This window comes from Allorhizobium sp. GW101-3B10 (genome assembly GCF_059424725.1).
Genome location: NZ_JBWKZR010000001.1, coordinates 1,405,062 through 1,429,539 on the forward strand (window position 1 = coordinate 1,405,062; position 24,478 = coordinate 1,429,539).

Below are 24,478 nucleotides of genomic sequence, written 5' to 3' on the forward strand. Positions count from 1 at the left end.
CGTCCGACAAAGAGCGGAAAGATGCGCCCGGCGCTCGAAGTTTGTCGGTCCCTGAGGCATAATTGCCTGTTGATGCCGGGTCTTTCTCGACGCCGATTCGCAGTTTATTTGCTAAAGCATCTGTGGCTCGCAGGGCGAGGTGTTCGCCCGGCGAGCGCGTGATCAGACGAGGTGGTATTGGTGCAGGTCGGAATCGATATGGGTACTCTGTCGGGCGGGGAGCCGGCCAAGCTCGATATCGAGGAGCTTCTGGCCACGCGTCTTCTCGTGCAGGGCAATTCCGGGTCGGGAAAATCGCATCTGCTCAGGCGCCTGCTCGAGCAGTCGGCGCCGTGGGTGCAACAGGTCATCATCGACCCGGAAGGTGACTTCGTCACTCTGTCCGACCGGTTCGGCCATCTGGTGGTCGACGGCGAGCGCACCGAGGCCGAGCTTGCGGGCATCGCCAACCGCATCCGCCAGCACCGCGTGTCCTGCGTCCTGACCCTCGAAGGCCTCGACATCGAACAGCAGATGCGCGCCGCCGCCGCCTTTCTCAACGGCATGTTCGATGCCGAGCGCGAATACTGGTACCCGGTGCTGGTGGTGGTCGACGAAGCGCAGATGTTCGCGCCTTCGGTCGGCGGCGACGTCTCGGAAGACGCGCGCAAGATGTCGCTCGGCGCGATGACCAACCTGATGTGCCGCGGCCGAAAGCGCGGGCTTGCCGGCGTGATCGCCACGCAGCGCCTGGCGAAGCTCGCCAAGAACGTCGCGGCCGAAGCCTCGAACTTCCTGATGGGTCGCACCTTCCTCGACATCGACATGGCGCGTGCGGCCGACCTGCTCGGCATGGACCGGCGCCAGGCGGAGATGTTCCGCGACTTGAAGCGCGGCAATTTCGTCGCGCTCGGGCCGGCCCTGTCGCGCCGGCCGCTGCCGATCGTCATCGGCACGGTCGAGACCTCGGCGCGTTCGTCGAGCCCGAAGCTGATGCCGCTGCCGGACGCCCCGCAGGACGTCGAGGACCTGATCTTCACGCCCGATCCGGAAGAATTCACCCGGCCGATGGTCAGGCGCGCGCCGCCGGCGCCGCGGCCGACGACCGACATCCTCGCCGAACTGTCGAAGGCAGCCCCCGCGGCGAGTGGTTCTGCCGGCCCGGTCGAGGGCCGGCCGTCGGCGCCGGAAATGTCGTCGGAGGAACGTGAGGAAAAGCTTGCCCATGTGCTGGCCGAAATTCTCGCCGACCCGCAGGCCGCCTATCGCACCGATTCGGTTCTCTATCAGGAGTTTCTGGTGCGCGCCCGCATGCGGCGCGTGGCCGGCCCGCCCATGGCCATGGGCGAATTTCGCCGCCGCGTGGCGATCACCCGCTCCGGCGTCGACGAAGAGACCGCCGGCAGCGAAAGCTGGGCCATGGCGCTCGACCTGTCGCAGCGTGTCTCCGACGACCTGCAGGGCGTCTTCCTGCTGATGGCGCGTGCCGCCATCCGCGGCGAGGCCTGCCCCTCGGACCAGTGCATCGCCAAGGCCTACGGCACCCATTCGGCCCGCCGCGCCCGCCGTCTGCTCGGCTATTTCGAGGAACACAATCTGATCGTCGTCCATACCGACTTCGCCGGCAAGCGCATCGTCGCCTTCCCGGACCTGCAGGTGGAGACGGCGCCCGGCGATCCGAATGCGACGGACGATTGCGAGGTTCCCTCGGCGGCGGAGTAACCGGCAGAAGGCTAGGCGATCAACGCCAGCGTCTGCGGGTCGGGCGTTCCCGCGTAGTACTTTTCGAGCAACGCATCGAACACGCTGTCGCCCTGGCCGGCCGCGCGGGCAAAGAGCGTGAGCGACGATCTCAGCTTCAGCACGTCCGGATAGCCGAAGATCGCCTCGGCGGTTCTGCCCTCCAGCCCCTCAAGGATCTCGCAGCATTCGCTCAGCCGAGGCCCAAGCACCGGATGGTCGAGATAGGCGCGGGCTTCGGCAAGCGACCCGATGGCGTAGCGGATCGCCATCGGGCTTCCGCCCAGGCCCGCGATCTGCGGAAAGACGAACCACATCCAGTGGCTGGTCTTCTGTCCGTTGCGAAGTTCGCTCACGACCCTCGCATAGACCGGCTGCTGGGCTTCGACGAAGCGTTCGAGGTCGAAGAGATCGTTCACGCGGGCGTCCTTTCCTCCCAGACCTTCACCAGTTCGACGATGGTCTCGACCGATTTTTCCATGTCCTGCCGGCTCACCCATTCAAGCGGCGAGTGATAGGCATGGCCGCCGGTATAGATGTTGGGGCAGGGCAGGCCCATGAAGGACAGGCGCGAGCCGTCCGTGCCGCCGCGGATACTGTGGCGGACCGGGGTCAGGCCGACGCGCTTCACCGCCTCGATCAGATTGTCGACCACCTGGGGGTGCTGGTCGAGCACGACCTTCATGTTGCGATACTGCTCCTTGACCGTGAACGTGTAGGTGGAGCCTGGAAAGGACGTCATGACCTCGCGGGTGATCTGCTCGAGCAGTGCCTCCTTCTCGGCAAGGCCCCTGTCGTCGAAATCGCGGATGATGAAGCTCAGCTTGGCGCCTTCCATCGAGCCGGCGATGTCGGTCGGATGAATGAAGCCCTGGCGGCCTTCGGTCGTCTCCGGCGCCTGGTCCTTCGGCAGGCGGGCGACGATCTCGGCGGCGATCTTAATGGCGTTCTCCATCTTGCCCTTGGCGGTGCCGGGATGGATGGCGACGCCGGATATGGCGATGTCGACGCCGTCGGCCGAAAAGGTCTCGTCCTCGATCTCGCCGACCGTGCTGCCGTCCAGCGTGTAGCCGAAGTCGGCACCCAGTTTCTTCAGGTCCACCTTGTCGGCGCCGCGGCCGACCTCCTCGTCGGTGGTGAACAGCACCTTCACCATGCCGTGCGGGATTGTGGGATTTGCGACGAGGAACTGGATCGCGGTCATGATCTCGGCGATGCCGGCCTTGTCGTCAGCGCCGAGCAGCGTCGTGCCGTCGGTGGTGACGATGTCGTGGCCGATCTGGTCGTTGAGTTCCGGATTGTTGGCCAGGCGGATGACCTGGTTGGGGTCGCCGGTCAGGCGGATGTCGCCGCCGGCATAGTGGCGCACGAGCTGCGGCTTGACACTGGTGCCGGTGAAATCGGGTGCCGTGTCCATGTGCGAGCAGAAGCAGATGACGGGGACCTGCTTTTCCACATTGGCGGGCAGGGTCGCATAGACATTGCCGTGCTCGTCGAGATGGGCGTCGCCAAGGCCGATCGCCAGGAGTTCCTTCACCAGCAGCCGGCCGAGATTCTTCTGCTTCTCGGTCGAAGGCTGTGCCGACGAGGTCGGGTCGGACTGGGTGTCGATCACGACGTAGCGAAGAAGGCGGTCGAGGACGGTGTCGGGCATGGGCGAATCCGATCTGCGGTTGCGGGGTCGCCTAGCTATAGCCGCCCCGGCGAGCGAGGTGAATGCTTTGCCGCGTCCTCGTGAAGCAACAGTCGCAGCGCTGGCGGAGCGCGGCAGGGCGGCCGGCTGGCCGCCCTGCGCGGTCTTCCTTACTTCTGCTCCAGCGCCGTGGCGGCAGTCTTTTCCTCGTTGCGGGTCGCCCAGAGCGATCCGAGGATGCCGGCGGCGAGGATGCCGACCGTCACGCCGAGCGAGACCACCGGCGGGATCTTGGCGAGCCCCAGCATGTCGGCGATGAAGATCTTCGCGCCGATGAAGATTAGCACCACCGACAGCGCATACTTCAGATAGGTGAAGCGGTGGATGAGCGCCGACAGCGCGAAATAGAGCGCACGCAGGCCGAGGATGGCGAAGATGTTGGAGGTATAGACGATGAAGGGATCGGTGGTGATGGCGAACACCGCCGGGATGGAGTCGACCGCAAAGACCAGGTCGGCCAGTTCGACCATGACCAGCGCCAGGAAGAGCGGCGTGACATAGGTCTTCATCCGTCCGGACATGAGGTCCTCGCGGCGGACGAAGAAGTGATGCCCCTCCAGCTTCTCCGTGACGGGCAGGTGCTTGCGCAGGAAGCGCAGCACGGGATTGCCCGAGACGTCGTATTCCTTGTCGGCCGTCAGCAGCATCTTGATGCCGGTGACGATCAGGAAGGCGGCGAAGAGGTACAGCACCCAGTGGTAGTTCTCGACGATCGAGGCGCCGGCGGCGATCATGATGCCGCGCAGGACGATGACGCCGAGAATGCCCCAGAGCAGGACCCGGTGCTGGTAGGCGCGGGGGATGGCGAAGTAGCCGAAGATCATGGCGATGACGAAGATATTGTCCATCGCCAGGCTCTTCTCGACGACGAAACCCGTCAGGTATTCGATGCCGGCCTGCTGGCCGGACTGCCACCAGACCCAGCCGCCGAAGGCGAGACCGAGCGACATGTAGAAGGCGGAGAGAAGGAAGCTTTCGCGAATGCCGATCTCGGCACTCTTTTTATGCAGGACGCCAAGGTCGAGGGCGAGTAGAAAGATCACAAGGGCCAGGAAGGAGAGCCACATCCAGACGGCGGTCCCCAGGAAGTCTGTCCAAAGAAAATCCATTGCGGGTTTCCTTTGCCGGAACGGTTGATGATCGCAGCTCCGACATCACGGGAATCCGGCACTCGCGTCAGAGGGGCCCGGTGCTGCGTTTCCCCGAAATGGTCACTCGCGCAATTAGTTCAAGCGCTGGCCGTTGACTTTCGCGTGATCCACCGCTAATGACCCCATCAACGCCGGGCCTGTCGCCCGGTGTTTTCTTTGACATGTCCCGTGGCACTTTCCATACGCTTTATGTGAGAGGCCTGTCAGAGCTTCCAAAACGGAGTTCAGAGGAGGGCGTGTTTCCTTGATCCAGTCTGGTAACGGACTGGTGTAACCTGTTGTAAAGGAAATGCGATGAGCAAGCGCGCTGCATCCAAGTACAAAATCGATCGCCGCATGGGCGAGAATATCTGGGGTCGTCCGAAGTCCCCGGTCAACCGTCGCGAATACGGCCCCGGCCAGCACGGCCAGCGCCGCAAGGGCAAGCTTTCGGACTTCGGCGTGCAGCTGCGCGCCAAGCAGAAGCTCAAGGGCTACTACGGCGACCTGCGCGAGAAGCAGTTCCGCGCCACCTACGACGAAGCCAACCGTCGCAAGGGTGACACCTCGGAGAACCTGATCGGTCTGCTCGAATCGCGTCTCGATGCGATCGTCTACCGCGCCAAGTTCGTCCCGACGGTCTTTGCTGCCCGTCAGTTCGTTAACCACGGCCACGTCACCGTCAACGGCGTCAAGGTCAACATCGGCTCGTACCGCTGCAAGGCTGGCGACGTGATCGAAGTTCGCCAGAAGTCGAAGCAGCTGGTCACCGTTCTCGAATCGGTCCAGCTCGCCGAGCGTGACGTTCCGGACTACATCGAAGTCGACCACAACAAGATGGTTGCCACCTTCGTTCGCGTCCCGGGCCTGTCCGACGTTCCCTACGCTGTCGTCATGGAACCGCAGCTGGTCGTCGAATTCTACTCGCGCTGATCGCTGCGCGACCGGATTGTTGAAAGCCGCCTTTCGGGGCGGCTTTTTCTATTTGAACGGCAATATTTTGCGGCGAATATGGGCGTGCGGCGCTTGGCTGTGAAAGGAAGCAGATGGACCTTCAGGCGATCATCGACGACATCGCATTGTCGCTTGCCGAGCGGCGCGGCGAGGGCAAGGTCGCCGATTACATTCCCGAGCTTGCCAAGGTGGATCCCAATCAGTTCGGCATCGCCGTGACCACGGTGGACGGCCAGGTCTTCACCGCGGGCGATGCGGCGACGCCGTTTTCCATCCAGAGCGTCTCCAAGGTCTTCATGCTGACGCTGGCGCTCGGCAAGGCCGGCGAATCGATCTGGAAGCGCGTCGGACGTGAGCCCTCCGGTTCCGCCTTCAATTCCATTGTGCAGCTCGAGCAGGAGCACGGAATCCCTCGCAATCCCTTCATCAATGCCGGCGCGATCGTGGTCTGCGACATGGTGCTGGCCGGCCACAAGCCGAAGGAGGCGATCGGCGAGGTGCTGCGCTTCGTGCGCTATCTGGCCGACGACGAAACGATCAGCATCGACCGCGCGGTCGCGCGGTCCGAGACGGAGACGGGTTTCCGCAACTATGCGCTGGCCAATTTCATGCGCTCCTTCGGCAACCTGCATCACGAGGTCGATCATGTGCTCGGCGTCTATTTCCACCAGTGCGCGCTGTCGATGACCTGTCGGCAGCTGTCGCGCGCCGGACTGTTCCTCGCCGCCCAGGGCGCCGATCCGATCAGCGGCTATTCGGTCGTCTCGGCCAAGCGGGCGCGACGCATCAATGCGCTAATGCTGACCTGCGGCCATTACGACGGATCGGGCGACTTCGCCTTCCATGTCGGCCTGCCGGGCAAGAGCGGCGTCGGCGGCGGCATTCTCGCCATCGCGCCGGGCAAGGCCTCGATCGCCGTCTGGTCGCCGGGCCTCAACAAGGTCGGCAACTCCGCGCTCGGCTCGGTCGCGCTCGAAATGCTGGCGGCGCGCACCGGCTGGTCGGTATTCGGGGCTTGATCTTGCCGCGGCAACCGGGCATTGGCAGGGCGCGCGCCCGAAGCGCCCGCGGAGTCTGAAGCCATGACCGTCCCAGCCGAACTGACCGTCGACCTGTCTGCCGAGGACGAGGAATTCGCCGCGGACGCAGCCGGCGTGCATCCGGTCTTCGCCCGCGCGCCGCGCTCGGTCGGCTTCAACAAGCTGCGCAAGCGGCTGATCCGCCAGGTGCGCCAGGCGATCACCGACTTCGACATGCTGAAGGGCCAGAAGCGCTGGCTGGTCGGCCTGTCGGGCGGCAAGGACTCCTATGGGCTGCTGGCCATCCTGCTCGACCTGCAATGGCGCGGCCTTCTGCCGGTGGAACTCGTGGCCTGCAATCTCGACCAGGGCCAGCCGAATTTCCCGAAGCACGTGCTGCCGGACTATCTGGCCTCGATCGGCGTGAAACACCGCATCGAATATCGCGACACCTATTCGGTGGTGAAGGAAAAAATGCCGAGCGGTGCGACCTATTGCTCGCTCTGTTCGCGCCTGCGCCGCGGCAATCTCTACCGGGTGGCGCGCGAGGAGGGCTGCGATGCCCTGGTGCTCGGCCACCACCGCGAGGACATTCTCGAGACCTTCTTCATGAACTTCTTCCACGGCGGCCGGCTCTCGGCCATGCCGGCCAAGCTTTTGAACGACGACGGCGACCTGATGCTGCTGCGTCCGCTCGCCTATGCGGCCGAGGACGATCTGGCGCGCTTTGCCGCCGCCATGGAATTCCCCATCATCCCCTGCGATCTCTGCGGCTCGCAGGACGGCCTGCAGCGCAATGCGATGAAGGAGATGCTGGCGGGGATCGAGGCGAAGATGCCGGGCCGTAAGGATGCCATGCTGCGGGCGCTCGGCCATGTCGATGCCTCGCATCTGCTCGACCCGAAGCTCTTCGACTTTTCCTCCCTTCTGACAAAGGACGTCTGACCATGGCCGAACTCGACATTGCGGCGCTCGCCAACGCACTTCAGGAGGCGGCGGCGACGGAGATCCTGCCGCGCTTCCGCAAGCTGGGCGACGGCGACGTGCGGATGAAGACCGAGGCCATCGACCTCGTCACCGAGGCCGACGAGGCGGCGGAGGAACTGATCCGCCAGCGCGTGGCCGAAGTCATGCCCGACGCCGTGTTCATCGGCGAAGAGGCGGTCGCAGCCGACCCGGCACTGCTCGACAGGATCGCCGACGCCGATCTTGCCGTCATCGTCGATCCGATCGACGGCACGTTCAACTATGCGGCGGGGCTGCCGCTGTTCGGCGTGATGCTGAGCGTGGTATCGAAGGGCGAGACGGTCGCCGGCATCATCTATGATCCGATGGGCAATGACTGGCTGATCGCCGAAAAGGGATCGGGCGCCTGGATGTGCGGCCCGGACGGATCGCAGGCCCAGGTGGCAGTGGCGCCCGCCGTGCCGCTCGACCAGATGGTCGGCATTGCGGCGCTGACCTACATGGAGACCGCAGCCAAGCGGCAGATCCTTGCCAATCTCGCCGAGGTCAGGCTGTTCACCAGCTATCGTTGCTCGGCGCATGAATACCGCACGTTCGCCGCCGGTCACCTGCACTTCCTGATGTACAAGAAGCTGATGCCCTGGGACCATCTGGCCGGCACGCTGATTTCGCAGGAAGCAGGCGCCCATGTCGCCCGCCTCGACGGTTCGCGCTACCTGCCGCACAATTTCGAAGGCGGGCTGCTGCTTGCACCCGACCGCGACAGCTGGCAGGAACTGCGCGAAAAGGTCTTCACGCTCTGAGAGCGTGAGTTTTGGTTGAAAAGAAAAGGCGCGGGGACTTGCGGTCCACGCGCCTTTTTCATGTGTTGGTCGCCGTCGTCAGACGCGCGGGTTCTGCTGGCGGAACAGCACGCCGCGTTCGCCGATCAGGACGAAGACGAGGCCGATTACCGAGACGGTGAAATAGCCGGCGACCATCGGCAGGGCCGTGCCGTCATAGGCCTGGCCGATCGCCGCGCCGATCAGTGATCCGCCGACGGTGCCCATGAAGCCCAGCACGGACGAGGCCGTGCCGGCGACATGGCCGAGCGGCTCCATGGCGAGCGAGTTGAAGTTCGAGCCGATCCAGCCGAACTGGAACATGGCGAGCGAGAAGAACACCATGAACAGGGGGAAGGGCATGGGCTGCGGTCCGAGCACCTGCGCCACCAACCAGACGAAGTTGATGGCGATGAAGCCGAGAAGCGAGGCATGCGACAGGCGCCGCATGCCGATCCGGCCGACCAGCCTGGCATTGACGAAGGACGACAGAGCCATGAACAGCGCCACGCCGGCGAAGGCGGCGGCAAACCACGCGCCGAGATCGTAGATCCCGACATAGACCTGCTGCGCCGAATTGATGAAGCCGAACAGCGCGCCGAAGATGAAGGTGCTGGCGATCGTGTAGCAGAGCGCGATGCGGTTGGTCAGCACGATGCGAAAACCCTGGTAGATCGACGAGACGGTGAACGGCCGGACGTCCTTGGCCGTCAGCGTTTCCGGCAGGCGGACGAACATCCACAGGCCGACCACCATGGCCGACACCGCCATGAAGACGAAGATCCAGTGCCAGTGGCCCATGAACATGATGACCTGGCCGGTTCCCGGTGCGATCACCGGGATCACCATGAAGACCATCATGATCAGCGACATGACTTCCGCCATCTGCCGGCCGCCGTAGACGTCGCGGACGATCGAGACGGTGATGACGCGGGTCGCGGCCGATCCGATGCCCTGGATGAAGCGCAGCACGAGCAGGCTGGCAAAGGAGGGGACCAGGACGACGGCCAGCGACGAGATGATATAGATGCCGAGGCCGAACAGCATCGGACGGCGCCGGCCGAACCGGTCGGCGATCGGGCCGTAGAACAGCTGGGCGACGCCGAAGCCGATCAGGTAGGCGGAGACGACATACTGGCGGTGGTTCTCATTGACCACGTTCAGCGCGATGCCGATCTCCTGCAGGCCTGGCAGCATGATGTCGATGGCCAGTGCATTGAGCGACATCAGGAAGGCCATCATGGCGATGAATTCGACTCGGCTCATACCCCGCAAATTGGCGGGCGCCGGCTGTAACGTTGTAGTCATGGCTCAATATCCAAAACAGAGATAAGGCGTTGCTTGGGGCAACGCCTTGAAAAAGTTGAGTGAATGACGAAATCCGCTAAACGCGGATGACGGATCGGGTCAGGCAGCGCCGCGAACGGCGACGCCCTGGTCCTCGAAATGCTTCTGCAACTCGCCCGCCTGGAACATCTCGCGGATGATGTCGCAGCCGCCGACGAACTCGCCCTTGACGTAGAGCTGCGGAATGGTCGGCCAGTTGGAATAGTCCTTGATGCCCTGGCGGATCTCGTTGTCGGCGAGCACGTTGATGCCCTTGTAGTCGACGCCCACGTAATCGAGGATCTGGACGACCTGGCCGGAGAAGCCACACTGCGGGAACTGCGGCGTTCCCTTCATGAACAGCACCACGTCGTTGCTCTTCACTTCATTGGCGATGAAATCTTGGACGCTCATGGGATATCCTTTCACATGCGGTTTCAAGGGCCGCTGTCTCGATTGTGCATTCTAAATAGCAAGCAGTCGCCGTCTTTGCCAGAGCGCAAATACGCATGACTGGCCTGCAGCCGTCAGCGGGTGCGCTGGCGGCTGCGATTGGCGGCGGTGCGGCGGCGGCTGACCTGCTTCTTGGCCGGCTTGCGCGGGCGGCTGGTCTTCCTGACGAAACGTCCGGTCGTGGCCGAGCGGGCCTGCCGCTTGCGGCGGCGCGTCGTGCCGCGGCCCGTGGTCTTCTTCAGGATTTCCTTGAGCACGCCCTGAACGACGTTTTCGATCACTTCCTTGACGAGATCAGCCATCTGACGCTTCCCTGTCGTTCCCCTGGTGCTTCAGTCCGGAATGGAGGTCTGCAGGGCGAGCGCATGCAACACGCCGCCCATATTGCCCTTCAGGGCGTCGTAGACCATCTGATGCTGCTGCACGCGCGACTTGCCGCGAAACGCCTCGGCCACGACTTCGGCGGCGTAGTGATCGCCGTCGCCCGCGAGGTCGCGGATGACCACCTTCGCGCCGGGAATGCCGGCCTTGATCAGGTCTTCGATGTCACCGGGTTTCATAGCCATGTCTGCTTCTCCTGCGTATGCGAAGCATCGCCTCAGGCAATGCTGCCGTCCATGTAGCGAGGGAACCACGATTCATGCGCCGAACGCAATTCCTCAATTGCGACGGGACGGGCGTCGCCCAGCACGACATTGTTACCGCCGGTACGGCCGATCCACGGGCAGAAGACGCCTGCCGCGTCGGCGCGCATCTGCACCGCATCGACATTGTCCTGGCTGACGGTCACGACGTAACGGCCCTGGTCCTCGCCGTAGAAGACCGCGATCGGATCGGCGTCGTTGAGCGCGTTGATGGTCGCGCCGATGCCCGAGGCCATGGCCATTTCGGCGACAGCCAGCGCCAGGCCGCCCGACGAGCAGTCGTGGACGGCGGTTGCAAGACCGTCCTCGATGAGGCCGCGGACGAAGTCGCCTACCTTCTTCTCATGCGCCAGGTCGACATGCGGCGCCGGGCCGTCGGTGCGGCCGTGGATGTCGCGCAGGTAGACCGACTGGCCGAGATGGCTGCCCCATCCGCACGGTGCGCCGGCGAGAAGCACGGCTTCGCCCTGGGCGGCAAAGCGGATGCGGGCCATCTTGGCCCAGTCCTTCAGGAGGCCGACGCCGGCAATGGTCGGGGTTGGCAGGATGGCCTGGCCGTTGGTCTCGTTGTAGAGCGAGACGTTGCCCGAGACGATCGGGAAGTCGAGCGCCTTGCAGGCCTCGCCGATGCCCTTGATGGCGAAGACCATCTGGCCCATGATTTCCGGCTTTTCAGGGTTGCCGAAATTGAGGTTGTCGGTGGCGGCCAGCGGCAGGGCGCCGGTCGCGGTGATGTTGCGCCAGCATTCGGCAACCGCCTGCTTGCCGCCTTCGAACGGATCGGCCTCGACATAGCGCGGGGTGACGTCGGAGGAGAAGGCCAGCGCCTTCTTCGGATGGGTGTCGACGCGCACCACGCCGGCATCGCCGCCGGGAAGCTGCAGCGAATTGCCCTGGATCAGCGTGTCGTACTGCTCATAGACCCAGCGGCGCGAGCAGTTGTTCGGCGAACCGACCAGCTTGACGAGCGCATCGGCCACGTCGGCCTGCGGTACGTCGTTTTCGGCCAGCGGCGCCGGGGTCTTGGGCTCGACCCAGGGGCGGTCGTATTCGGGCGCCTGGTCGCCGAGATCCTTGATCGGCAGGTTGGCGACTTCCTCGCCCTGATGGATGATGCGGAAGCGCAGGTCGTCGGTGGTGTGGCCGACGATGGCGAAGTCGAGGCCCCACTTGACGAAGATCGCCTTGGCGACCTCCTCCTTCGAGGGCTCGAGCACCATGAGCATGCGCTCCTGGCTCTCCGACAGCATCATCTCATAGGCCGACATGCGTTCTTCGCGGACCGGTACCTTGTCGAGGTCGAGCTCGATGCCGAGGTCGCCCTTGGCGCCCATTTCGACCGCCGAGCAGGTGAGGCCGGCGGCACCCATGTCCTGGATGGCGATGACGGCGCCGGTCTGCATCAGTTCGAGGCAGGCTTCCAGCAGGCACTTTTCGGTGAAGGGGTCGCCGACCTGCACGGTCGGGCGCTTTTCCTCGATCGATTCGTCGAATTCGGCAGACGCCATGGTCGCGCCGCCGACGCCGTCGCGACCGGTCTTGGCACCGAGATAGACGACCGGCAGGCCGACGCCCTTGGCTTCCGAGAGGAAGATGGCGTTCGACTTGGCGAGACCCGCGGCAAAGGCGTTGACCAGGATATTGCCGTTGTAGCGGGCGTCGAATTCGACCTCGCCGCCGACGGTCGGCACGCCGAAGGAATTGCCGTAACCGCCGACGCCGGCGACGACGCCGGATACCAGATGGCGGGTCTTCGGATGGTCGGGTGCGCCGAAGCGCAGTGCGTTCATCGCCGCGATCGGACGGGCACCCATGGTGAAGACGTCGCGCAGGATGCCGCCGACGCCGGTCGCAGCGCCCTGGTAGGGCTCGATATAGGACGGGTGGTTGTGGCTCTCCATCTTGAAGACGACGCAGTCGCCGTCGTCGATGTCGACGACGCCGGCATTCTCGCCGGGACCCTGAATCACGCGCGGACCTTTGGTCGGCAGCGTCTTCAGCCATTTCTTCGACGACTTGTAGGAGCAGTGCTCGTTCCACATGGCCGAGAAGATGCCGAGCTCGGTGAAGGTCGGCTCGCGGCCGATCAATTGCAGGATGCGATCGTATTCGTCCGGCTTCAGCCCGTGCGAGGCTATGAGTTCGGGGGTGATCTGGATCGTGTTGGGGATCGTCATCGCTGGTCCTGGATAGCCTGCCGGAAATCGGGGTTTGGGCGCTTCTTTAGCGCATGAATGGCAATGGTGCGACAGGAAAATGCGGCTGACGGCAGGCTCTGTCCAAAGCTTTGTCGCAAGGCAGGCCGCCAGCACGCCTCCGGTCTTCAGGCGATGCTGTCGTAACCGGCGCCACCGTTCTCCAGCAGGCGTCGTACGATGGCGAATCCGGCCCGCACTTCGTCACGATGCTGAGGAGACGAGAAACTCAGGCGGGCGCGGTGGAGTACCTTTTCCGAGCGCCCGGCCTTGAACTCATCCTCGTCGTCGATCAGCACGCCTTCGGTGAGGGCTGCGTTCTTGAATGTGCCGGACAGCCACGGATCGGGCAGTGCCAGCCAGAGGAAGGGGACGGCGGAGTGCGACACGAAGTCGAAACCCGAGAGATATTCCCTGGCCAGCGCCTCGCGCGCGGCGATCTCTTCGGCGCAAAGCGCCCGGATCCGGGCCGCGTCGCCGGACAGGACCAGCCGGGCACAGAGTTCGGCGAGCAGGAAGGGCATTCCGCCGGTCATCATCTTGTGGGCGATACGGACGCGCTGGGCAAAATGCGGCGGGCAGGCGACCCATCCGCCGCGTACGCCGGCCGCGACCGACTTGGACAGGCCGCCGACCATGAAGGTGCGTTCAGGTCCGAGCTGGGCGAGCGGCGGAAGGGGCTCGGGCGACATGGCGCCGTAAAGATCGTCCTCGATCAGCCAGACGCTGTAGCGCCGCGCGACGTCGACGATCGCCTGGCGGCGCTCGAGCGACATGGACGCGAGCGTCGGGTTCTGTGCCGACGACATGAGGAAGGCGACCTTCGGATGCTGCTGGGCGCAGACGCGCTCGAAATCCTCCGGCAACACACCTCCGGCATCGCTCTCGACGAGGATGGTGCGGCGTCCGGCCAGTCCGGCGGCGCGACTCACCTGGGAATAGGTCAGGTGCTCGAACACGACCTTGTCGCCCGGCGACGTCACGGCGGTGATGACCGCCATGATGCCCGCATGGGCGCCGAGCGTCGGTACGATGTCGCGCGGGGACGGAGCCCAGTCTCGCTTGCCGAGCCAGCGGGCGCCGGCCGTGAACCAGTGGTCGGGGAAACTGCGCGTGTAGCTGGCAATGTCGCTCGGGTGGTCTCTGAGGATCGCCGTGATATGGCTCTGGAGGTAGGCGCCCTGTGCGACATCCGGCGCGGCGGTGCTGTCGAAGCGGATCTTGCCGGGGGGCGGGATAATGGGCCGGGTGCCGACGAGCGCCGCGGTCACCGGATCGAGATTGGCCTCCGGCGGTGCGTCATGCGTGTCGTGCACGAAGGTGCCGCGCCCCACCTCGCCGCTGACCAACCCCCGTTCGTGGACCAATGCATAGGCGCGGCTCACCGTGCCGATGGTGATGCCGAGGTCATAGGCGAGATTGCGCTGCGGCGGCAGCTTGGCTCCCGCCGGCAGGGTGCCGCCGGCGATCGCCGTCTCGATCTGGTCGGCGAGACGCACATAGATCGGGCCTTTGCCTAGGTGCAAGTCTGGGAGCCAATTTGTCATCATGACAATTCACTACATTGCCTCGTCATTCTGGTCAATATAGTGCGATTGTATCGATAAAATTGGAATGGAGAGGTTCAATATGACCGACTCAGCGCGATACATCAGTACAATTGATACAATCTATCCCGATGGCTATGCGCGCGAGACGCTGTTCCGTTCGTCGGGCGACATGCTGAAGCCTTCCGTTCGCCCCAAGCGGTTCCTCGCACGGTTGTGGCAGGGGCTGTCCCATTGGCAGATGAAGCGGGCGGGGCGTCTCGCCTTGCACGACCTCACCGACGATCAACTCCGCGACATTGGCCTGACGCGGATCGATGCCGAGCGGGAGGTTCAGAAGTCGCGGCTGTTGATGCTCTGATCGACGCAGGGCCGCCCTCGAACCCGCAATCGAGGCCATGGGCGCCAGGATCGAGACGGTTTTTCGCCCGAAGGGCTCCCGTCATCAGAACTTGTAGGCGAGGGAAAGGCCGGCATGGCTGATGCCGTCATTGGGGTCGCAGAGGTCGGCATTCGACGAATGGTCGATGGAGGCGACGATGTCGAGCTTGTCGGTCAGGCGGAAGCCGGCCGCGGCGGATTCGCGGAACATCAGGGAGCAACCGAGCTTCGGCCCGTTCGTGCCGTCGTCCTTGTTGTCGCCGTTGTGCGCGGCGGCGCCGAAACCGAGCTCCACATAGAAGCGATCAGTGATGTCCACGGTCCAGGCGAGGCCACCGAAGATCTGGCTGGCTTCGCCGGCACTGCTGACGGATGCGCCGACATTGACCCGCGGCCTCAGAATGACGTCCTGCCAGGTGGCGGCATTGGCCCGGTCGAGCGGGTCGAAATAGAGTGCGACGGTGGGAAAGAAGCCGGGTTCGAAGGTGCTGCGCGCCTGGATGGAGCCTGTGACGCCTGCGCGGACCTCCTTGATCGACCAGTCTGCCGCCGCGGCATTTTGAGCAAGGAGTGGCGTAAACGCAATGGCGGTGAAAGCGAGAGCAAGGCGCATAGAGGCGTTGAACGTCATGGTCAGTCCAGCTCGAATCCGGGCATTTTCGAGGCAGACGCTATCACACGTATTTTTGAATGGCGATGGGCTATAGGTCGGATGCGCTGTGAAACCTGCGCGAAAACCGGAATCGGTCAGCAGGTCTTGGAGCCCTTTGACCAGCGTGTCACGTCAGAGGCGATGCGGCCGGCGACAGGTTCGCTCATCATCGGGCCAAAGGCGTCCAGCCGTGCGGGCTTGCCCTCGGCCTGGACGACGAGGAGCGGGCGAATGTCGCTCGATCCCTTGCGCACCAAGAGAATGCGCGGCTTGCCGGAAAACGAGTTGAGTTCGGGCGCCATGGCATAAGCCTTGAAGGCCGGATCGCCGGACTTGATCCAGCAATTGTTGGCGCCGACGGCCACGCGTTCCATGATGTCGAGCGCCGACTGCCCGTGGGCGATCGGTGCTTTCGATTCGGACTGGCAAGAGGCGAGGGCCAGCAAGGAGACGACGAGAAGGCTGAGGGCAGGGCGCATGCGGGGTGCTTTCCGGTTAAGAGCCCGGCCTTCTATCATCTGTCTGGTTAAGCGGCGATTACGTCGAGGGCGGAGGCGAAGATGCCGCGCCCGTCATTGCCGCCATGGGCCGCTTCGATCAGGTTCTCCGGATGGGGCATCATGCCGAGCACATTGCCCTTCCCGTTGATCACGCCGGCGATGTCGTTGATCGAGCCGTTCGGATTGGTCCCCTCGGCATAGCGAAAGACCACCTGGCCATTGCCTTCGATCGCCTTCAGCGTCTCGGCATCGGCAAAGTAGTTGCCGTCGTGGTGGGCGACCGGGCAGCGGATGATCTGGCCCTTGGCATAGGCGCGGGTGAAATCGGTCTCGGCGTTGACCACCTCGAGCTTGATTTCCTTGCAGACGAATTTCAGCGAGGCGTTGCGCATCAGGGCGCCGGGCAGGAGGCCCGCCTCGAGCAGGATCTGGAAGCCGTTGCAGACGCCGAGCACCTTGACGCCGCGTTCGGCGGCGGCCTTGACGGCCTGCATGACCGGCATCCGCGCGGCAATCGCCCCGCAGCGCAGGTAGTCGCCATAGGAGAAGCCGCCCGGAATGACGATCAGGTCGACATCCGGAAGGCTCGTCTCGGTCTGCCAGATGGTGACCGGTGCATGGCCCGAGATCTTCGTCAGCGCGGCGATCATGTCGCGGTCGCGGTTGAGGCCAGGAAGTTGCAGAACGGCGGATTTCATGGGTGGGGCTCAAACCTTGCTTGTGCTTCCTGGAGCTCCCGCAGCTCCAGGCGATTTTCGATGCGATCGAGGCGGTGTTCGTGACGTGCCAAAACGCTATAGACGTTGTGGATTTCCTGCTGCATGGAGATCATCGTGCCGCGCACAGCGTTGAGCTCGGCCTTGATTTCGTTCTGCCCCTCTTTCAGGGTGGAAATATCGGTGTGCATTCGCTTCATGAGCTCATACATGAGCTCGTTCGTCACTTCCGTCATCCCGTCGCTCCATCACCTTCAGGCGATGGCGATAGTATAGTTCTCGATGACGGTGTTGGCGAGGAGCTTTTCGCACATGGCCTTCAGGTCGGCCTCGGCCTTGGCCTTGTCCGTGCCTTCGACTTCGAGATCGAAGACCTTGCCCTGGCGGACATGGCCGACGCCTTCGAAACCGAGTGCGCCGAGCGCGCCCTCGATCGCCTTACCCTGGGGATCGAGAACGCCGTTCTTGAGGGTTACGGTCACGCGTGCCTTGATCACTCTTAAAGTCTCCCTGGGCTTGTTACTTTACCAGCACCGGGCCGGTGCCGCGCAGCGGCTCGTTTTCGTTGATGATGCCGAGGCGCTTGGCCACTTCCTGATAGGCTTCGAGCAGGCCGCCGAGATCCTGGCGGAACCGGTCCTTGTCGAGCTTTTCATGCGTCTCGATGTCCCACAGCCGGCAGCTGTCCGGCGAGATCTCGTCGGCGAGGATGATCCGCATCATGTCGCCTTCATAGAGGCGGCCGCATTCGATCTTGAAGTCGACGAGCTGGATGCCGATGCCGAGGAAGAGGCCCGACAGGAAGTCGTTGACGCGGATGGCGAGCGCCATGATGTCGTCGAGCTCGGCCGGATTGGCCCAGCCGAAGGCGGTGATGTGCTCTTCCGAGACCATGGGGTCGGCGAGGGCATCGGACTTGTAGTAGAATTCGATGATCGAGCGCGGCAGCACGATGCCTTCGTCGATGCCCAGACGCTTGGCGAGCGAGCCGGCGGCGACGTTGCGCACGACGATCTCGAGCGGGATCATCTCGACTTCCTTGATCAACTGCTCGCGCATGTTCATGCGGCGGATGAAGTGGGTCGGGATGCCGATCTTGTTCAGGTGCGTGAAGAGATATTCGGAAATGCGGTTGTTGAGAACGCCCTTTCCGTCGATGACTTCGTGCTTCTTCTTGTTGAATGCGGTTGCATCGTCCTTGAAGAACTGGATCAGCGTGCCGGGCTCCGGACCCTCGTACAGGATCTTGGCCTTGCCTTCGTAAACACGGCGGCGACGGTTCATGGCTGGTTTTTCTCTGTTGTTGGCGTCACACATGGGGACGCAAGTGGATTGTCGAAGCGGTCCCTTAGCGGAAAAGATGGGTTTTCACAATGCAACAGTTGTCGCCTCGATTGAAATCGTCCAAAGCATAGGCGCGCTTGGGGAATCAACTAAGTTCGCATTGCACTTTGTACCGCCTTTTGATTAATGGGGGAACGAAACCCGCATGGTGGCGGCATATTTTGGGAGACGCAGATGAGCGGCATGAGTGATCGCGAAAAGGCATTCGAGAACAAGTTCGCGCACGACCAGGAACTCCGTTTCAAGGCCGAGGCTCGGCGCAACAAGCTGCTGGGCCAGTGGGCCGGCGCCCTGCTCGGCAAGACCGACATCGATGCCTATGCCAAGGAAGTGGTCGCCTCCGACTTCGAGGAAGCCGGGGACGGCGACGTGCTGCGCAAGGTCAGCGGTGACCTGGCGGCCGGCGGCGTATCCGTCAGCGAAGAGGAGATCCGTGCCAAGATGCAGGAACTCCTGACCATCGCCGTCGCGCAGATTCAGGGCGAATGATCGCCAGCAATTGAATGGACAAACCGGGCGCCGGAAGGCGCCTGGTCAGGACGCGATTTTCGTCCGACGCCATTCCTGACGGTCCAGGAATCCGATCGTCTCTTCGAACGGCATGGGTACGGCAAGACCATAGCCCTGCAGCACGTCGCAGCCGAGCGAGCGCAGGACGCGCACGTGACCGGCCGTCTCCACCCCTTCCGCCACCACGCGAATGCCCAGCGAGCGGCCGATGTCGATGATCGAGCCGACGAGGTTGCGGCGCGCCCGCGAGTCGGCCACCTTCTGAACCAGCTCCCGGTCGATCTTGAGCGTTTTGGGGCTCAGCCGCAGCAGGCTGACGATCGACGCGTGGCCGGTTCCGAAGTCGTCGATTTCGAGCTCGATCCCGAGCTTCCTCAGGTGCCGCAGGTTTTCCATCGCCGACTCGTCGTTCTCGTCGAGGAAGATGGATTCCAGCAATTCGAAGGAAACGGTTCCTGCTTCGAACGTGAGCGCGTTCAGCTTGTGCTTCAGCGCCGGATCATGCAGCCGGCGCGAGGAGACGTTCACGGAGATCTTCGGCACATTCACGCCCTGCGCCTTCCAGCGTTTCAGGTCGGCGAGTGCCTTCTCGAGGATCAGGCCGTCAATGTCTGCGACGGCGCCGATCTCCTCGGCCGCGGTTAGAAAAGTGCCCGGGGTCAATATGCCGCGTTCGGGGTGTCGCCAGCGCGCCAAGGTCTCGGCGCCGACCACGTCGAGCGTGTTGGCGTCGAACTGGAACTGGTAATACGGCAGGAATTCGTCCCGTTCGAGGCCGCGAAGGATCTCGTCGGCGAGGCGTCGGCTGTCCTTCATGCGGTCACTGCGGTCGAGCGAGAAGTAGGCATAGCGGCCGCGGCCGCTGTTCTTGGCGTGGTAGAGGGCGATATCGGCGTTGAGCAGAAGCTGGCGCGGATCGGTCCGGCCCTTGGCGTCACAGGCGATGCCGATGCTGGCGCCGAAACGGCAGTCCTGACCCTCATAGGCCACGGGCTTGCGCAGCTCGTTGATCAGCCGGTCGGCGAGCGCCGAGAGCTGGTGCCGCTTTCCGTCGAAACGCGCCACGAAGACGAATTCGTCGCCGCCGATCCGGGCGACGAAATCGCCTTCGCGAACGTTCTCGCGCAGGATGCGGGCCGCATGACGCAGCATCGCGTCACCCGCGCTGTGGCCGAGCGTGTCGTTGATCTGTTTGAAGCGGTCCAGATCGATGTGAAGAATGGCGAGGCCTCCGCCGTTCTGCCGGTCGTCCCTCGAAAGCTGCTCCAGCAGCTCGTCGAGATAGCGGCGGTTCGGCAGGTCGGTCAGGTGGTCGTGAAGGGCGATGTGCTCGATCCGCTCCTTGGCTTTCTCGAGATCGCGGTTCCGCGCCTCGGCCAGCGTCTTGGCGCGCTCCAGCTCCTTGTGCAGGGCGAGGTCGGCCGTCACGTCCCAATTCGCGCCGACCATCTTGCGGTGCCCGTCGCTGTCGATGAAGGGCAGGGTGCGCGAACGAATGTAGCGGGTGGTGCCGTCGGCCAGGACGACCCGGTACTCGTCGGAGAAGGGCAGCAGGTTTTCGACGTGATGCTCGACCTTCTTCATCACGCGCTCGGCGTCCTCAGGATGCAGCATCTCCTCCCATTCGCCGCCGATCCGGACATCCGAATCGCCGTCGAGACCGAAGATGGTTCGCATGCCCGCGTCCCAGTCGGCGATGCCGGTGGCAAAGTCCGCCTCGAACACGCCGATGCGCGAGACGTCGAGTGCGAGCTTGAGTCGGCGTGACATGCGGTTGAGCGCTTCCTCGGAAGCCTTGCGTCCGGTGATGTCGGTATCGGTGCCGATGATGCGCACCGGCTGGCCGGCGGCATTCCATTCGACGCAGGCGCCGCGGCATTCGATCCACATCCAGTGGCCGAGCTTGTGCCGCTCGCGATAGTCGAAGGTCATATAGGCCGGATCGCCGGCGTTCTGGCGCTCGATGGCGTGCAGGACCCGTTCGCGATCGTCGGGATGCAGCAGGTCCAGCCATTCCTCGGCGTCCGGCGGCGGCTCGTCGGGTGCGAGACCGCGGATTGCCCGCCAGACGTCGGAATAGTACATGGCGCCGGTATCGAGGCGCAGGTCCCAGACGCCCGAGGCGGAGCCGACGAGCGCGTTGTTCCAACGGCTCTCGCGTTCGACCAGATCCGCTTCACGGTCCTTCAGATCGGTAATATCGGTGAGTTGCAGAAGAAGCGCCGGACCGCCGGCGTCGGTCCGCAACGAAACGGGCGCGGCGCAGGCGATGACCCACCGGCGGGTTCCATCCAGCAGCGGCACGGGGAACTCCAGTTTGCGGGGCTCCCCTGTCGTCGTCAGCGCGGCGACCAGCATCGCCTGAAAGGCGACCCGGTCGTCCGGCGCGAGCAGGGCGGATACGGTCATGCCATGAAGCGATCGGGCATGGGCAAAGAGTGCGCGAAAGGATGCGTTGGTCGCGGTGACCCTGCCCCTGCCGTCGAGCATGGCACTGGCGAGGGGCAAATGGTCCAGCCAGGCGTGCGATTCGTTGCCGGGTGTTGCAGTGGGCTTTGCGGATACTTGGACGTTCTGACGCAACGGCTACTCTTTCGAAATATCGATTTCGAGTTGCGCGCTAGGGTAGATCTCGAGAATTAAGGTCGGCTTAATGGGCGCGCTGCAGCTGGGTCCCAGGCTGGGACAAAGCGCCGCGGCCTATAACCGGCTCAGGAACTGCGCGAAGACCATGGTGCCTTCCGGCCAGGGGCCGTGGCCGGATTCCGCATTGATGTGACCCGACTCGCCCGCATCGACCAGCAGCGAACCCCAGGCATTGGCAATGTCGTCGGCATGCTCGTAGGTGCCGAAGGGGTCATTGCGGCTGGCGACGGTGATCGACGGAAAGGGCAGCGGTTCGCGCGGGTAGGGGCCGAAGGTCATCAGGTGCTTGGGCCGGATTGATGGATTGGCGACGTCCGGCGGGGCGACGAGAAAGGCGCCGGCGACCTTACCGGCGATGTGCGGCACGGCGTGGATCAGGGTCGGCACACCAAGCGAATGGGCGACCAGCACCACCGGCCGGGTCGAGGCATTGACCTCCTCGACGAGGCGGGCGACCCAGTCCTCGCGCACCGGCTTCGACCACTCCGCCTGCTCGACGCGGCGCGCCGTCGACAGCCGCGACTGCCAGCGGGTCTGCCAGTGTTCGGGTCCGGAATTGGTGTAACCCGGAATCATGAGAATGTCGGCGTCGGATGCTTTCATGTCGCCTTATCTGCTGTCGGAGCGCCCGTGCGTCAAGGGGGTGCGCCTTGTCCGGCCCGGCAAAAAGATTCTGATGCGCAGGTTCCTGCTAGGCGGCGGCGATCAGCGCGACGGACAGCACGCTGGCAAAGACCGTGGCCGTGAGGGCGATGAAGCGCCGACGGACCGCATGGCAGACCGCGTCATTGCCGGCGTCGAAGTCGAAACGCTCCATGACGATGCCGTCCAGCGGGACGCCGGCTTCCAGCAGGATTGCCACGGCGCTTTCCATCATCGGCGGCGGACCGCAGACGAAGGCCGTCGTTTCGCCGGGGTCCAGCCCCTGGAGCACGCGCCTGACGTGATCGGGGCTGCAGGCACCGGTTTCGCAATCTTCGCCATCGCCATCGCTGTCGGCAAGGAAGATAGCCTGGAAATCCAGCCCGCCCATCAGCGGTGGAATTTCACCGCGAACGACATGATCCTGCGGGCTTCGCGCGCCGGCAATCATCCGGATCGGTCTCGTGTCGCGCGCGGCGGCGAGCTCGCCCAGCAGACTCATCACCGGCGCAATGCCGATGCCGCCGGCCAGCAGCAGCAATGGCCCGGAGCCGGCCTCCCGGAGCGTGAAGCTGCCATGCGGCCCGTCGACGCCGACCGGCGTTCCAACGGCAAGGCTGGGCACCGCTGCCGTCATGTCGCCGGCATTGCGGATGAGGAACCGCAGGCGCGGCAGGTCGGACGGGGCCGAGGCGATGGAGAAGGGATTGTCGGTGACGGTGTGGCGGCGGCCGATGGTCAGCCAGACGAACTGGCCGGCTGAGAAGCGGAAGCGCTCCGGTCGGTCGGTCGTCAACACCAGTTCGGCCACGCTCGGGCTGAGCGCGCGGGCGGATTCGACCCTGAAACCCGGCCGGAAAGCCTGGAGGGGCCGCAGGACATAGACCACGAGAAGCGATGACAGCGCGAGCAGCGCGACCGCGAGGATGGCGGTGGCGCCGAAGGGATCGGCCATGAAGCGCGCATGGGTGAAAGCGTGCTGTAGCGACAGCGCGACGAGAGCCACGGCCAGAACCCCATGGCCGACCCGCCAGGCCTGATAGGGAAAGATGCGTCCGCGCAGACGCTTGCCGGTGATGACGAGGATGACGGCCAGTCCGGCCGCGACGATGCCGGAGGCGAGATCGGGCGTCGTCATGTAGAGCACCAGCCGCTGCCAGAGGACGTCGAGGCTGCCGTCCCTTCCGCGAAAGAGGAAGAAGACGACATGCAAGAGGATCATCCACAGCGCGCCCACCGCCGCCAGGCGGTGGAAGCCCATGGTGCGGTCGAGGCCGATCCGGCCTGAAATGACCTCGAAGCGGCCGGATGTGGCGAACTGCATCATGAACATCGCCAGCGCCGCGACGCCTGTGGCCCGCGCCAGAACGGGGTAGACCGTCGGGGAATTGAGACCGCCGTTCAGCGATGCGAGGACGACGGGGCCGGCCGTCAGGATCAGGTAGAGAGCGGCGAGCGATCGGCCCGAGAAAGCCCATGGTCGCGGCTGTGCGGATCGTGCCATGCTTTCCCCAGTTCCATCCGGTGCCGCGCAACGGTCATGCATATAGGATCGTCTATGTGTAGAAGGATAGTTGCCGGGGAAGCCCGCCAAGTCAACGTGACACGTCGTGCTGGTCGCCGGGAACCATCGCAAGGCATGGGCGTTTCTCTGCACCTTTCGCAGGGAGTGAGCGATGGCCGACCGCGTGAATGTCTTTGCCCGTTTTGCCTCGGCGGTGTCCGAATGGTCCGGCCGTCCGACGATCTTCTTCGCCGCGCTCGGCCTGCTCTGTCTCTGGGCGCTGGCGGGACCCTATTTCGGCTATTCCAGCACCTGGCAGGCACTCGCCAGCACCGGCGCGACGCTGATCACCTTCCTGATGGTGTTCATCCTGCAGAATGCGCAGATGCGCGATACCCGCGCCATCCAGACCAAGCTCGACGAACTGATCCTGACTAGCCAAGGCGCCCAGAACCATTTCATCGGCATCGAAAGCCTCGACGAGAACGAGCTGAAGAAGCTCAACCGCCTCCTGGCGAAAGCGGCCGCGGCGGACGGCGAAGCGCGCGGCGAGCGGCTCGAGGAGGTCGAGCGCCATGTCGAGGAGGCGATGGAGGAGGAGAGCGACGAGCCGAAGCGGAGGGATTCAGCCGGCCCGAGTTAGGTCATTCCGCATAGTGGCCCTAGGCAGCGGAAGAAAGTCAGAGACCTACTTGCGGAAAGCTTTCGCACGCGGCGATTCCGTGGATCGGGAAGGACAACTGCGGAAGTTCGTTATATTCAGGCGCCATATCTTATGGCTCAAACCTCTTGAATACCCACCATCGCTTCGAGACGGGTACTTTCGGTCCATCTGAAGGCGGTGAGGTGAACGCCGTCGATATCGTTGCATCGTGGAAATCGGCGACGACCTCCGTTGCGACGATCTCACAACGTTCCCGGTCTTCATCGGTGAAGTCCGGGTCGACCAGAAATTCGATGACAATATTGTCGCCGACCCAGCCGCACGTAACGGCAGCCAGTGTCGATGACACTGCGCCTAGCAACGCGCCTTGAATGCTGAGCCGAAGCACTATTTCTCGATCCGGTGCTTCCATCAAAACGTCCTGGCGTGGAGTGATCTGCTTGCTTTAGAGC

General features: G+C 63.9%; 27 protein-coding genes. 8 read left to right on the top strand and 19 right to left on the bottom strand.

Annotated features, from left to right (window positions below):
* The first annotated feature begins 180 nt into the window (after positions 1–180).
* Positions 181–1,701 carry an ATP-binding protein gene (locus AC07Y0_RS06680; RefSeq protein WP_498675706.1) on the top strand — a complete coding sequence of 507 codons (1,521 nt, stop codon included), beginning with the start codon at positions 181–183 and terminating at the stop codon, positions 1,699–1,701.
* 11 nt (positions 1,702–1,712) lie between these two features.
* Here AC07Y0_RS06680 and AC07Y0_RS06685 read toward each other — a convergent pair whose 3' ends face one another.
* From AC07Y0_RS06685 to AC07Y0_RS06695, 3 genes are all read right to left on the bottom strand, one after another.
* Positions 1,713–2,138, bottom strand: coding sequence for a DUF1810 domain-containing protein (locus AC07Y0_RS06685; protein ID WP_498675708.1), 426 nt, complete (start codon positions 2,136–2,138; stop codon positions 1,713–1,715).
* Positions 2,135–3,373, bottom strand: a complete 1,239-nt coding sequence (gene pepT, locus AC07Y0_RS06690; protein ID WP_498675710.1) for a peptidase T — start codon at positions 3,371–3,373, stop codon at positions 2,135–2,137. The genes AC07Y0_RS06685 and pepT overlap by 4 nt, the downstream gene beginning before the upstream one ends.
* Positions 3,374–3,522: 149 nt before the next feature.
* Entirely contained in the window at positions 3,523–4,521 is a 999-nt protein-coding gene (locus AC07Y0_RS06695) for a TerC family protein (RefSeq protein ID WP_498675712.1), read from the bottom strand.
* A gap of 336 nt (positions 4,522–4,857) precedes the next feature.
* On the opposite strand from AC07Y0_RS06695, the gene rpsD reads away from it, so the two are divergent.
* The 4 genes from rpsD (at position 4,858) to AC07Y0_RS06715 (ending at position 8,284) form a co-directional block, all read left to right on the top strand.
* Positions 4,858–5,475 (top strand): 30S ribosomal protein S4, encoded by a 618-nt coding sequence (gene rpsD / locus AC07Y0_RS06700; protein ID WP_115669309.1) that lies wholly within the window; start codon positions 4,858–4,860, stop codon positions 5,473–5,475.
* Positions 5,476–5,588: 113 nt separating this feature from the next.
* Positions 5,589–6,515, top strand: a complete 927-nt coding sequence (locus AC07Y0_RS06705) for a glutaminase (protein ID WP_498675715.1) — start codon at positions 5,589–5,591, stop codon at positions 6,513–6,515.
* 63 nt (positions 6,516–6,578) lie between these two features.
* Positions 6,579–7,460, top strand: coding sequence for a tRNA 2-thiocytidine(32) synthetase TtcA (gene ttcA / locus AC07Y0_RS06710; protein ID WP_498675716.1), 882 nt, complete (start codon positions 6,579–6,581; stop codon positions 7,458–7,460).
* A 2-nt stretch (positions 7,461–7,462) separates the two neighbouring features.
* On the top strand, positions 7,463–8,284 hold the full coding sequence (locus AC07Y0_RS06715; RefSeq protein ID WP_498675718.1) for an inositol monophosphatase family protein: 822 nt from the start codon (positions 7,463–7,465) through the stop codon (positions 8,282–8,284).
* 78 nt (positions 8,285–8,362) lie between these two features.
* Here the strand turns inward: AC07Y0_RS06715 and AC07Y0_RS06720 are convergent, their stop codons facing one another.
* From AC07Y0_RS06720 to AC07Y0_RS06745, 6 genes are all read right to left on the bottom strand, one after another.
* The gene (locus tag AC07Y0_RS06720) at positions 8,363–9,568 is read right to left on the bottom strand and encodes a multidrug effflux MFS transporter (protein WP_498680186.1); all 1,206 of its coding nucleotides are present in this window, start codon (positions 9,566–9,568) and stop codon (positions 8,363–8,365) included.
* A 141-nt stretch (positions 9,569–9,709) separates the two neighbouring features.
* The gene (gene grxD / locus AC07Y0_RS06725) at positions 9,710–10,042 is read right to left on the bottom strand and encodes a Grx4 family monothiol glutaredoxin (protein WP_028735355.1); all 333 of its coding nucleotides are present in this window, start codon (positions 10,040–10,042) and stop codon (positions 9,710–9,712) included.
* Between the two features lie 113 nt (positions 10,043–10,155).
* Positions 10,156–10,383 (bottom strand): hypothetical protein, encoded by a 228-nt coding sequence (locus AC07Y0_RS06730; RefSeq protein ID WP_454746111.1) that lies wholly within the window; start codon positions 10,381–10,383, stop codon positions 10,156–10,158.
* A gap of 30 nt (positions 10,384–10,413) precedes the next feature.
* Positions 10,414–10,647 (bottom strand): BolA/IbaG family iron-sulfur metabolism protein, encoded by a 234-nt coding sequence (locus tag AC07Y0_RS06735; protein WP_028735353.1) that lies wholly within the window; start codon positions 10,645–10,647, stop codon positions 10,414–10,416.
* Between the two features lie 32 nt (positions 10,648–10,679).
* On the bottom strand, positions 10,680–12,902 hold the full coding sequence (gene purL / locus AC07Y0_RS06740) for a phosphoribosylformylglycinamidine synthase subunit PurL (RefSeq protein WP_498675722.1): 2,223 nt from the start codon (positions 12,900–12,902) through the stop codon (positions 10,680–10,682).
* 146 nt (positions 12,903–13,048) lie between these two features.
* Complete coding sequence (locus AC07Y0_RS06745; RefSeq protein ID WP_498675724.1) at positions 13,049–14,467, bottom strand: aminotransferase-like domain-containing protein; 1,419 nt, start codon at positions 14,465–14,467, stop codon at positions 13,049–13,051.
* Positions 14,468–14,549: 82 nt separating this feature from the next.
* On the opposite strand from AC07Y0_RS06745, the gene AC07Y0_RS06750 reads away from it, so the two are divergent.
* Entirely contained in the window at positions 14,550–14,828 is a 279-nt protein-coding gene (locus AC07Y0_RS06750) for a DUF1127 domain-containing protein (protein ID WP_498675726.1), read from the top strand.
* 84 nt (positions 14,829–14,912) lie between these two features.
* On the opposite strand, the gene AC07Y0_RS06755 is transcribed toward AC07Y0_RS06750, so the two are convergent.
* The 6 genes from AC07Y0_RS06755 to purC form a co-directional block, all read right to left on the bottom strand.
* Positions 14,913–15,479, bottom strand: a complete 567-nt coding sequence (locus tag AC07Y0_RS06755; RefSeq protein WP_498675728.1) for an acyloxyacyl hydrolase — start codon at positions 15,477–15,479, stop codon at positions 14,913–14,915.
* Positions 15,480–15,595: 116 nt separating this feature from the next.
* Complete coding sequence (locus tag AC07Y0_RS06760) at positions 15,596–15,979, bottom strand: hypothetical protein (protein WP_498675730.1); 384 nt, start codon at positions 15,977–15,979, stop codon at positions 15,596–15,598.
* 47 nt (positions 15,980–16,026) lie between these two features.
* Positions 16,027–16,698 carry a phosphoribosylformylglycinamidine synthase subunit PurQ gene (purQ, locus tag AC07Y0_RS06765; RefSeq protein WP_498675733.1) on the bottom strand — a complete coding sequence of 224 codons (672 nt, stop codon included), beginning with the start codon at positions 16,696–16,698 and terminating at the stop codon, positions 16,027–16,029.
* Positions 16,695–16,952: a hypothetical protein gene (locus AC07Y0_RS06770; protein ID WP_498675735.1), complete on the bottom strand. Its 258-nt coding sequence runs from the start codon at positions 16,950–16,952 to the stop codon at positions 16,695–16,697. Before AC07Y0_RS06770 ends, purQ begins: the two co-directional genes overlap by 4 nt.
* Before the next feature lie 18 nt (positions 16,953–16,970).
* Positions 16,971–17,213, bottom strand: coding sequence for a phosphoribosylformylglycinamidine synthase subunit PurS (purS, locus tag AC07Y0_RS06775; RefSeq protein ID WP_454746103.1), 243 nt, complete (start codon positions 17,211–17,213; stop codon positions 16,971–16,973).
* Positions 17,214–17,235: 22 nt separating this feature from the next.
* Entirely contained in the window at positions 17,236–18,000 is a 765-nt protein-coding gene (gene purC / locus AC07Y0_RS06780; protein WP_115669323.1) for a phosphoribosylaminoimidazolesuccinocarboxamide synthase, read from the bottom strand.
* Positions 18,001–18,234: 234 nt separating this feature from the next.
* Here purC and AC07Y0_RS06785 point away from each other — a divergent pair, with 234 nt between their 5' ends.
* On the top strand, positions 18,235–18,549 hold the full coding sequence (locus AC07Y0_RS06785) for a DUF1476 domain-containing protein (RefSeq protein WP_498675738.1): 315 nt from the start codon (positions 18,235–18,237) through the stop codon (positions 18,547–18,549).
* 45 nt (positions 18,550–18,594) lie between these two features.
* Here AC07Y0_RS06785 and AC07Y0_RS06790 read toward each other — a convergent pair whose 3' ends face one another.
* From AC07Y0_RS06790 to AC07Y0_RS06800, 3 genes are all read right to left on the bottom strand, one after another.
* Positions 18,595–21,153 (bottom strand): sensor domain-containing protein, encoded by a 2,559-nt coding sequence (locus AC07Y0_RS06790; protein WP_498675740.1) that lies wholly within the window; start codon positions 21,151–21,153, stop codon positions 18,595–18,597.
* A 117-nt stretch (positions 21,154–21,270) separates the two neighbouring features.
* Complete coding sequence (locus AC07Y0_RS06795) at positions 21,271–21,819, bottom strand: RBBP9/YdeN family alpha/beta hydrolase (protein ID WP_498675742.1); 549 nt, start codon at positions 21,817–21,819, stop codon at positions 21,271–21,273.
* Between the two features lie 88 nt (positions 21,820–21,907).
* A complete protein-coding gene (locus AC07Y0_RS06800; protein ID WP_498675744.1) occupies positions 21,908–23,362 on the bottom strand; it encodes a ferredoxin reductase family protein in 1,455 nt (484 codons plus the stop codon).
* Between the two features lie 172 nt (positions 23,363–23,534).
* Between AC07Y0_RS06800 and AC07Y0_RS06805 the strand changes: the two genes are divergently transcribed.
* Positions 23,535–24,005 (top strand): low affinity iron permease family protein, encoded by a 471-nt coding sequence (locus tag AC07Y0_RS06805; RefSeq protein WP_498675746.1) that lies wholly within the window; start codon positions 23,535–23,537, stop codon positions 24,003–24,005.
* A gap of 130 nt (positions 24,006–24,135) precedes the next feature.
* Here AC07Y0_RS06805 and AC07Y0_RS06810 read toward each other — a convergent pair whose 3' ends face one another.
* Positions 24,136–24,438 carry a MafI2 family immunity protein gene (locus AC07Y0_RS06810; protein ID WP_498675748.1) on the bottom strand — a complete coding sequence of 101 codons (303 nt, stop codon included), beginning with the start codon at positions 24,436–24,438 and terminating at the stop codon, positions 24,136–24,138.
* Positions 24,439–24,478 lie beyond the last annotated feature (40 nt).

What these genes read in the sequence shown, in the direction of transcription:
- pepT (WP_498675710.1), bottom strand. Translation starts at nt 3,373, where the DNA reads ATGCCCGACACCGTCCTCGACCGCCTTCTTCGCTACGTCGTGATCGAC.
- AC07Y0_RS06695 (WP_498675712.1), bottom strand. Translation starts at nt 4,521, where the DNA reads ATGGATTTTCTTTGGACAGACTTCCTGGGGACCGCCGTCTGGATGTGG.
- rpsD (WP_115669309.1), top strand. Translation starts at nt 4,858, where the DNA reads ATGAGCAAGCGCGCTGCATCCAAGTACAAAATCGATCGCCGCATGGGC.
- AC07Y0_RS06705 (WP_498675715.1), top strand. Translation starts at nt 5,589, where the DNA reads ATGGACCTTCAGGCGATCATCGACGACATCGCATTGTCGCTTGCCGAG.
- ttcA (WP_498675716.1), top strand. Translation starts at nt 6,579, where the DNA reads ATGACCGTCCCAGCCGAACTGACCGTCGACCTGTCTGCCGAGGACGAG.
- AC07Y0_RS06715 (WP_498675718.1), top strand. Translation starts at nt 7,463, where the DNA reads ATGGCCGAACTCGACATTGCGGCGCTCGCCAACGCACTTCAGGAGGCG.
- AC07Y0_RS06720 (WP_498680186.1), bottom strand. Translation starts at nt 9,568, where the DNA reads ATGAGCCGAGTCGAATTCATCGCCATGATGGCCTTCCTGATGTCGCTC.
- grxD (WP_028735355.1), bottom strand. Translation starts at nt 10,042, where the DNA reads ATGAGCGTCCAAGATTTCATCGCCAATGAAGTGAAGAGCAACGACGTG.
- AC07Y0_RS06730 (WP_454746111.1), bottom strand. Translation starts at nt 10,383, where the DNA reads ATGGCTGATCTCGTCAAGGAAGTGATCGAAAACGTCGTTCAGGGCGTG.
- AC07Y0_RS06735 (WP_028735353.1), bottom strand. Translation starts at nt 10,647, where the DNA reads ATGGCTATGAAACCCGGTGACATCGAAGACCTGATCAAGGCCGGCATT.
- purL (WP_498675722.1), bottom strand. Translation starts at nt 12,902, where the DNA reads ATGACGATCCCCAACACGATCCAGATCACCCCCGAACTCATAGCCTCG.
- AC07Y0_RS06745 (WP_498675724.1), bottom strand. Translation starts at nt 14,467, where the DNA reads ATGACAAATTGGCTCCCAGACTTGCACCTAGGCAAAGGCCCGATCTAT.
- AC07Y0_RS06750 (WP_498675726.1), top strand. Translation starts at nt 14,550, where the DNA reads ATGACCGACTCAGCGCGATACATCAGTACAATTGATACAATCTATCCC.
- AC07Y0_RS06755 (WP_498675728.1), bottom strand. Translation starts at nt 15,479, where the DNA reads ATGACGTTCAACGCCTCTATGCGCCTTGCTCTCGCTTTCACCGCCATT.
- AC07Y0_RS06760 (WP_498675730.1), bottom strand. Translation starts at nt 15,979, where the DNA reads ATGCGCCCTGCCCTCAGCCTTCTCGTCGTCTCCTTGCTGGCCCTCGCC.
- purQ (WP_498675733.1), bottom strand. Translation starts at nt 16,698, where the DNA reads ATGAAATCCGCCGTTCTGCAACTTCCTGGCCTCAACCGCGACCGCGAC.
- AC07Y0_RS06770 (WP_498675735.1), bottom strand. Translation starts at nt 16,952, where the DNA reads ATGACGGAAGTGACGAACGAGCTCATGTATGAGCTCATGAAGCGAATG.
- purC (WP_115669323.1), bottom strand. Translation starts at nt 18,000, where the DNA reads ATGAACCGTCGCCGCCGTGTTTACGAAGGCAAGGCCAAGATCCTGTAC.
- AC07Y0_RS06785 (WP_498675738.1), top strand. Translation starts at nt 18,235, where the DNA reads ATGAGCGGCATGAGTGATCGCGAAAAGGCATTCGAGAACAAGTTCGCG.
- AC07Y0_RS06795 (WP_498675742.1), bottom strand. Translation starts at nt 21,819, where the DNA reads ATGAAAGCATCCGACGCCGACATTCTCATGATTCCGGGTTACACCAAT.
- AC07Y0_RS06800 (WP_498675744.1), bottom strand. Translation starts at nt 23,362, where the DNA reads ATGGCACGATCCGCACAGCCGCGACCATGGGCTTTCTCGGGCCGATCG.
- AC07Y0_RS06805 (WP_498675746.1), top strand. Translation starts at nt 23,535, where the DNA reads ATGGCCGACCGCGTGAATGTCTTTGCCCGTTTTGCCTCGGCGGTGTCC.
- AC07Y0_RS06810 (WP_498675748.1), bottom strand. Translation starts at nt 24,438, where the DNA reads ATGGAAGCACCGGATCGAGAAATAGTGCTTCGGCTCAGCATTCAAGGC.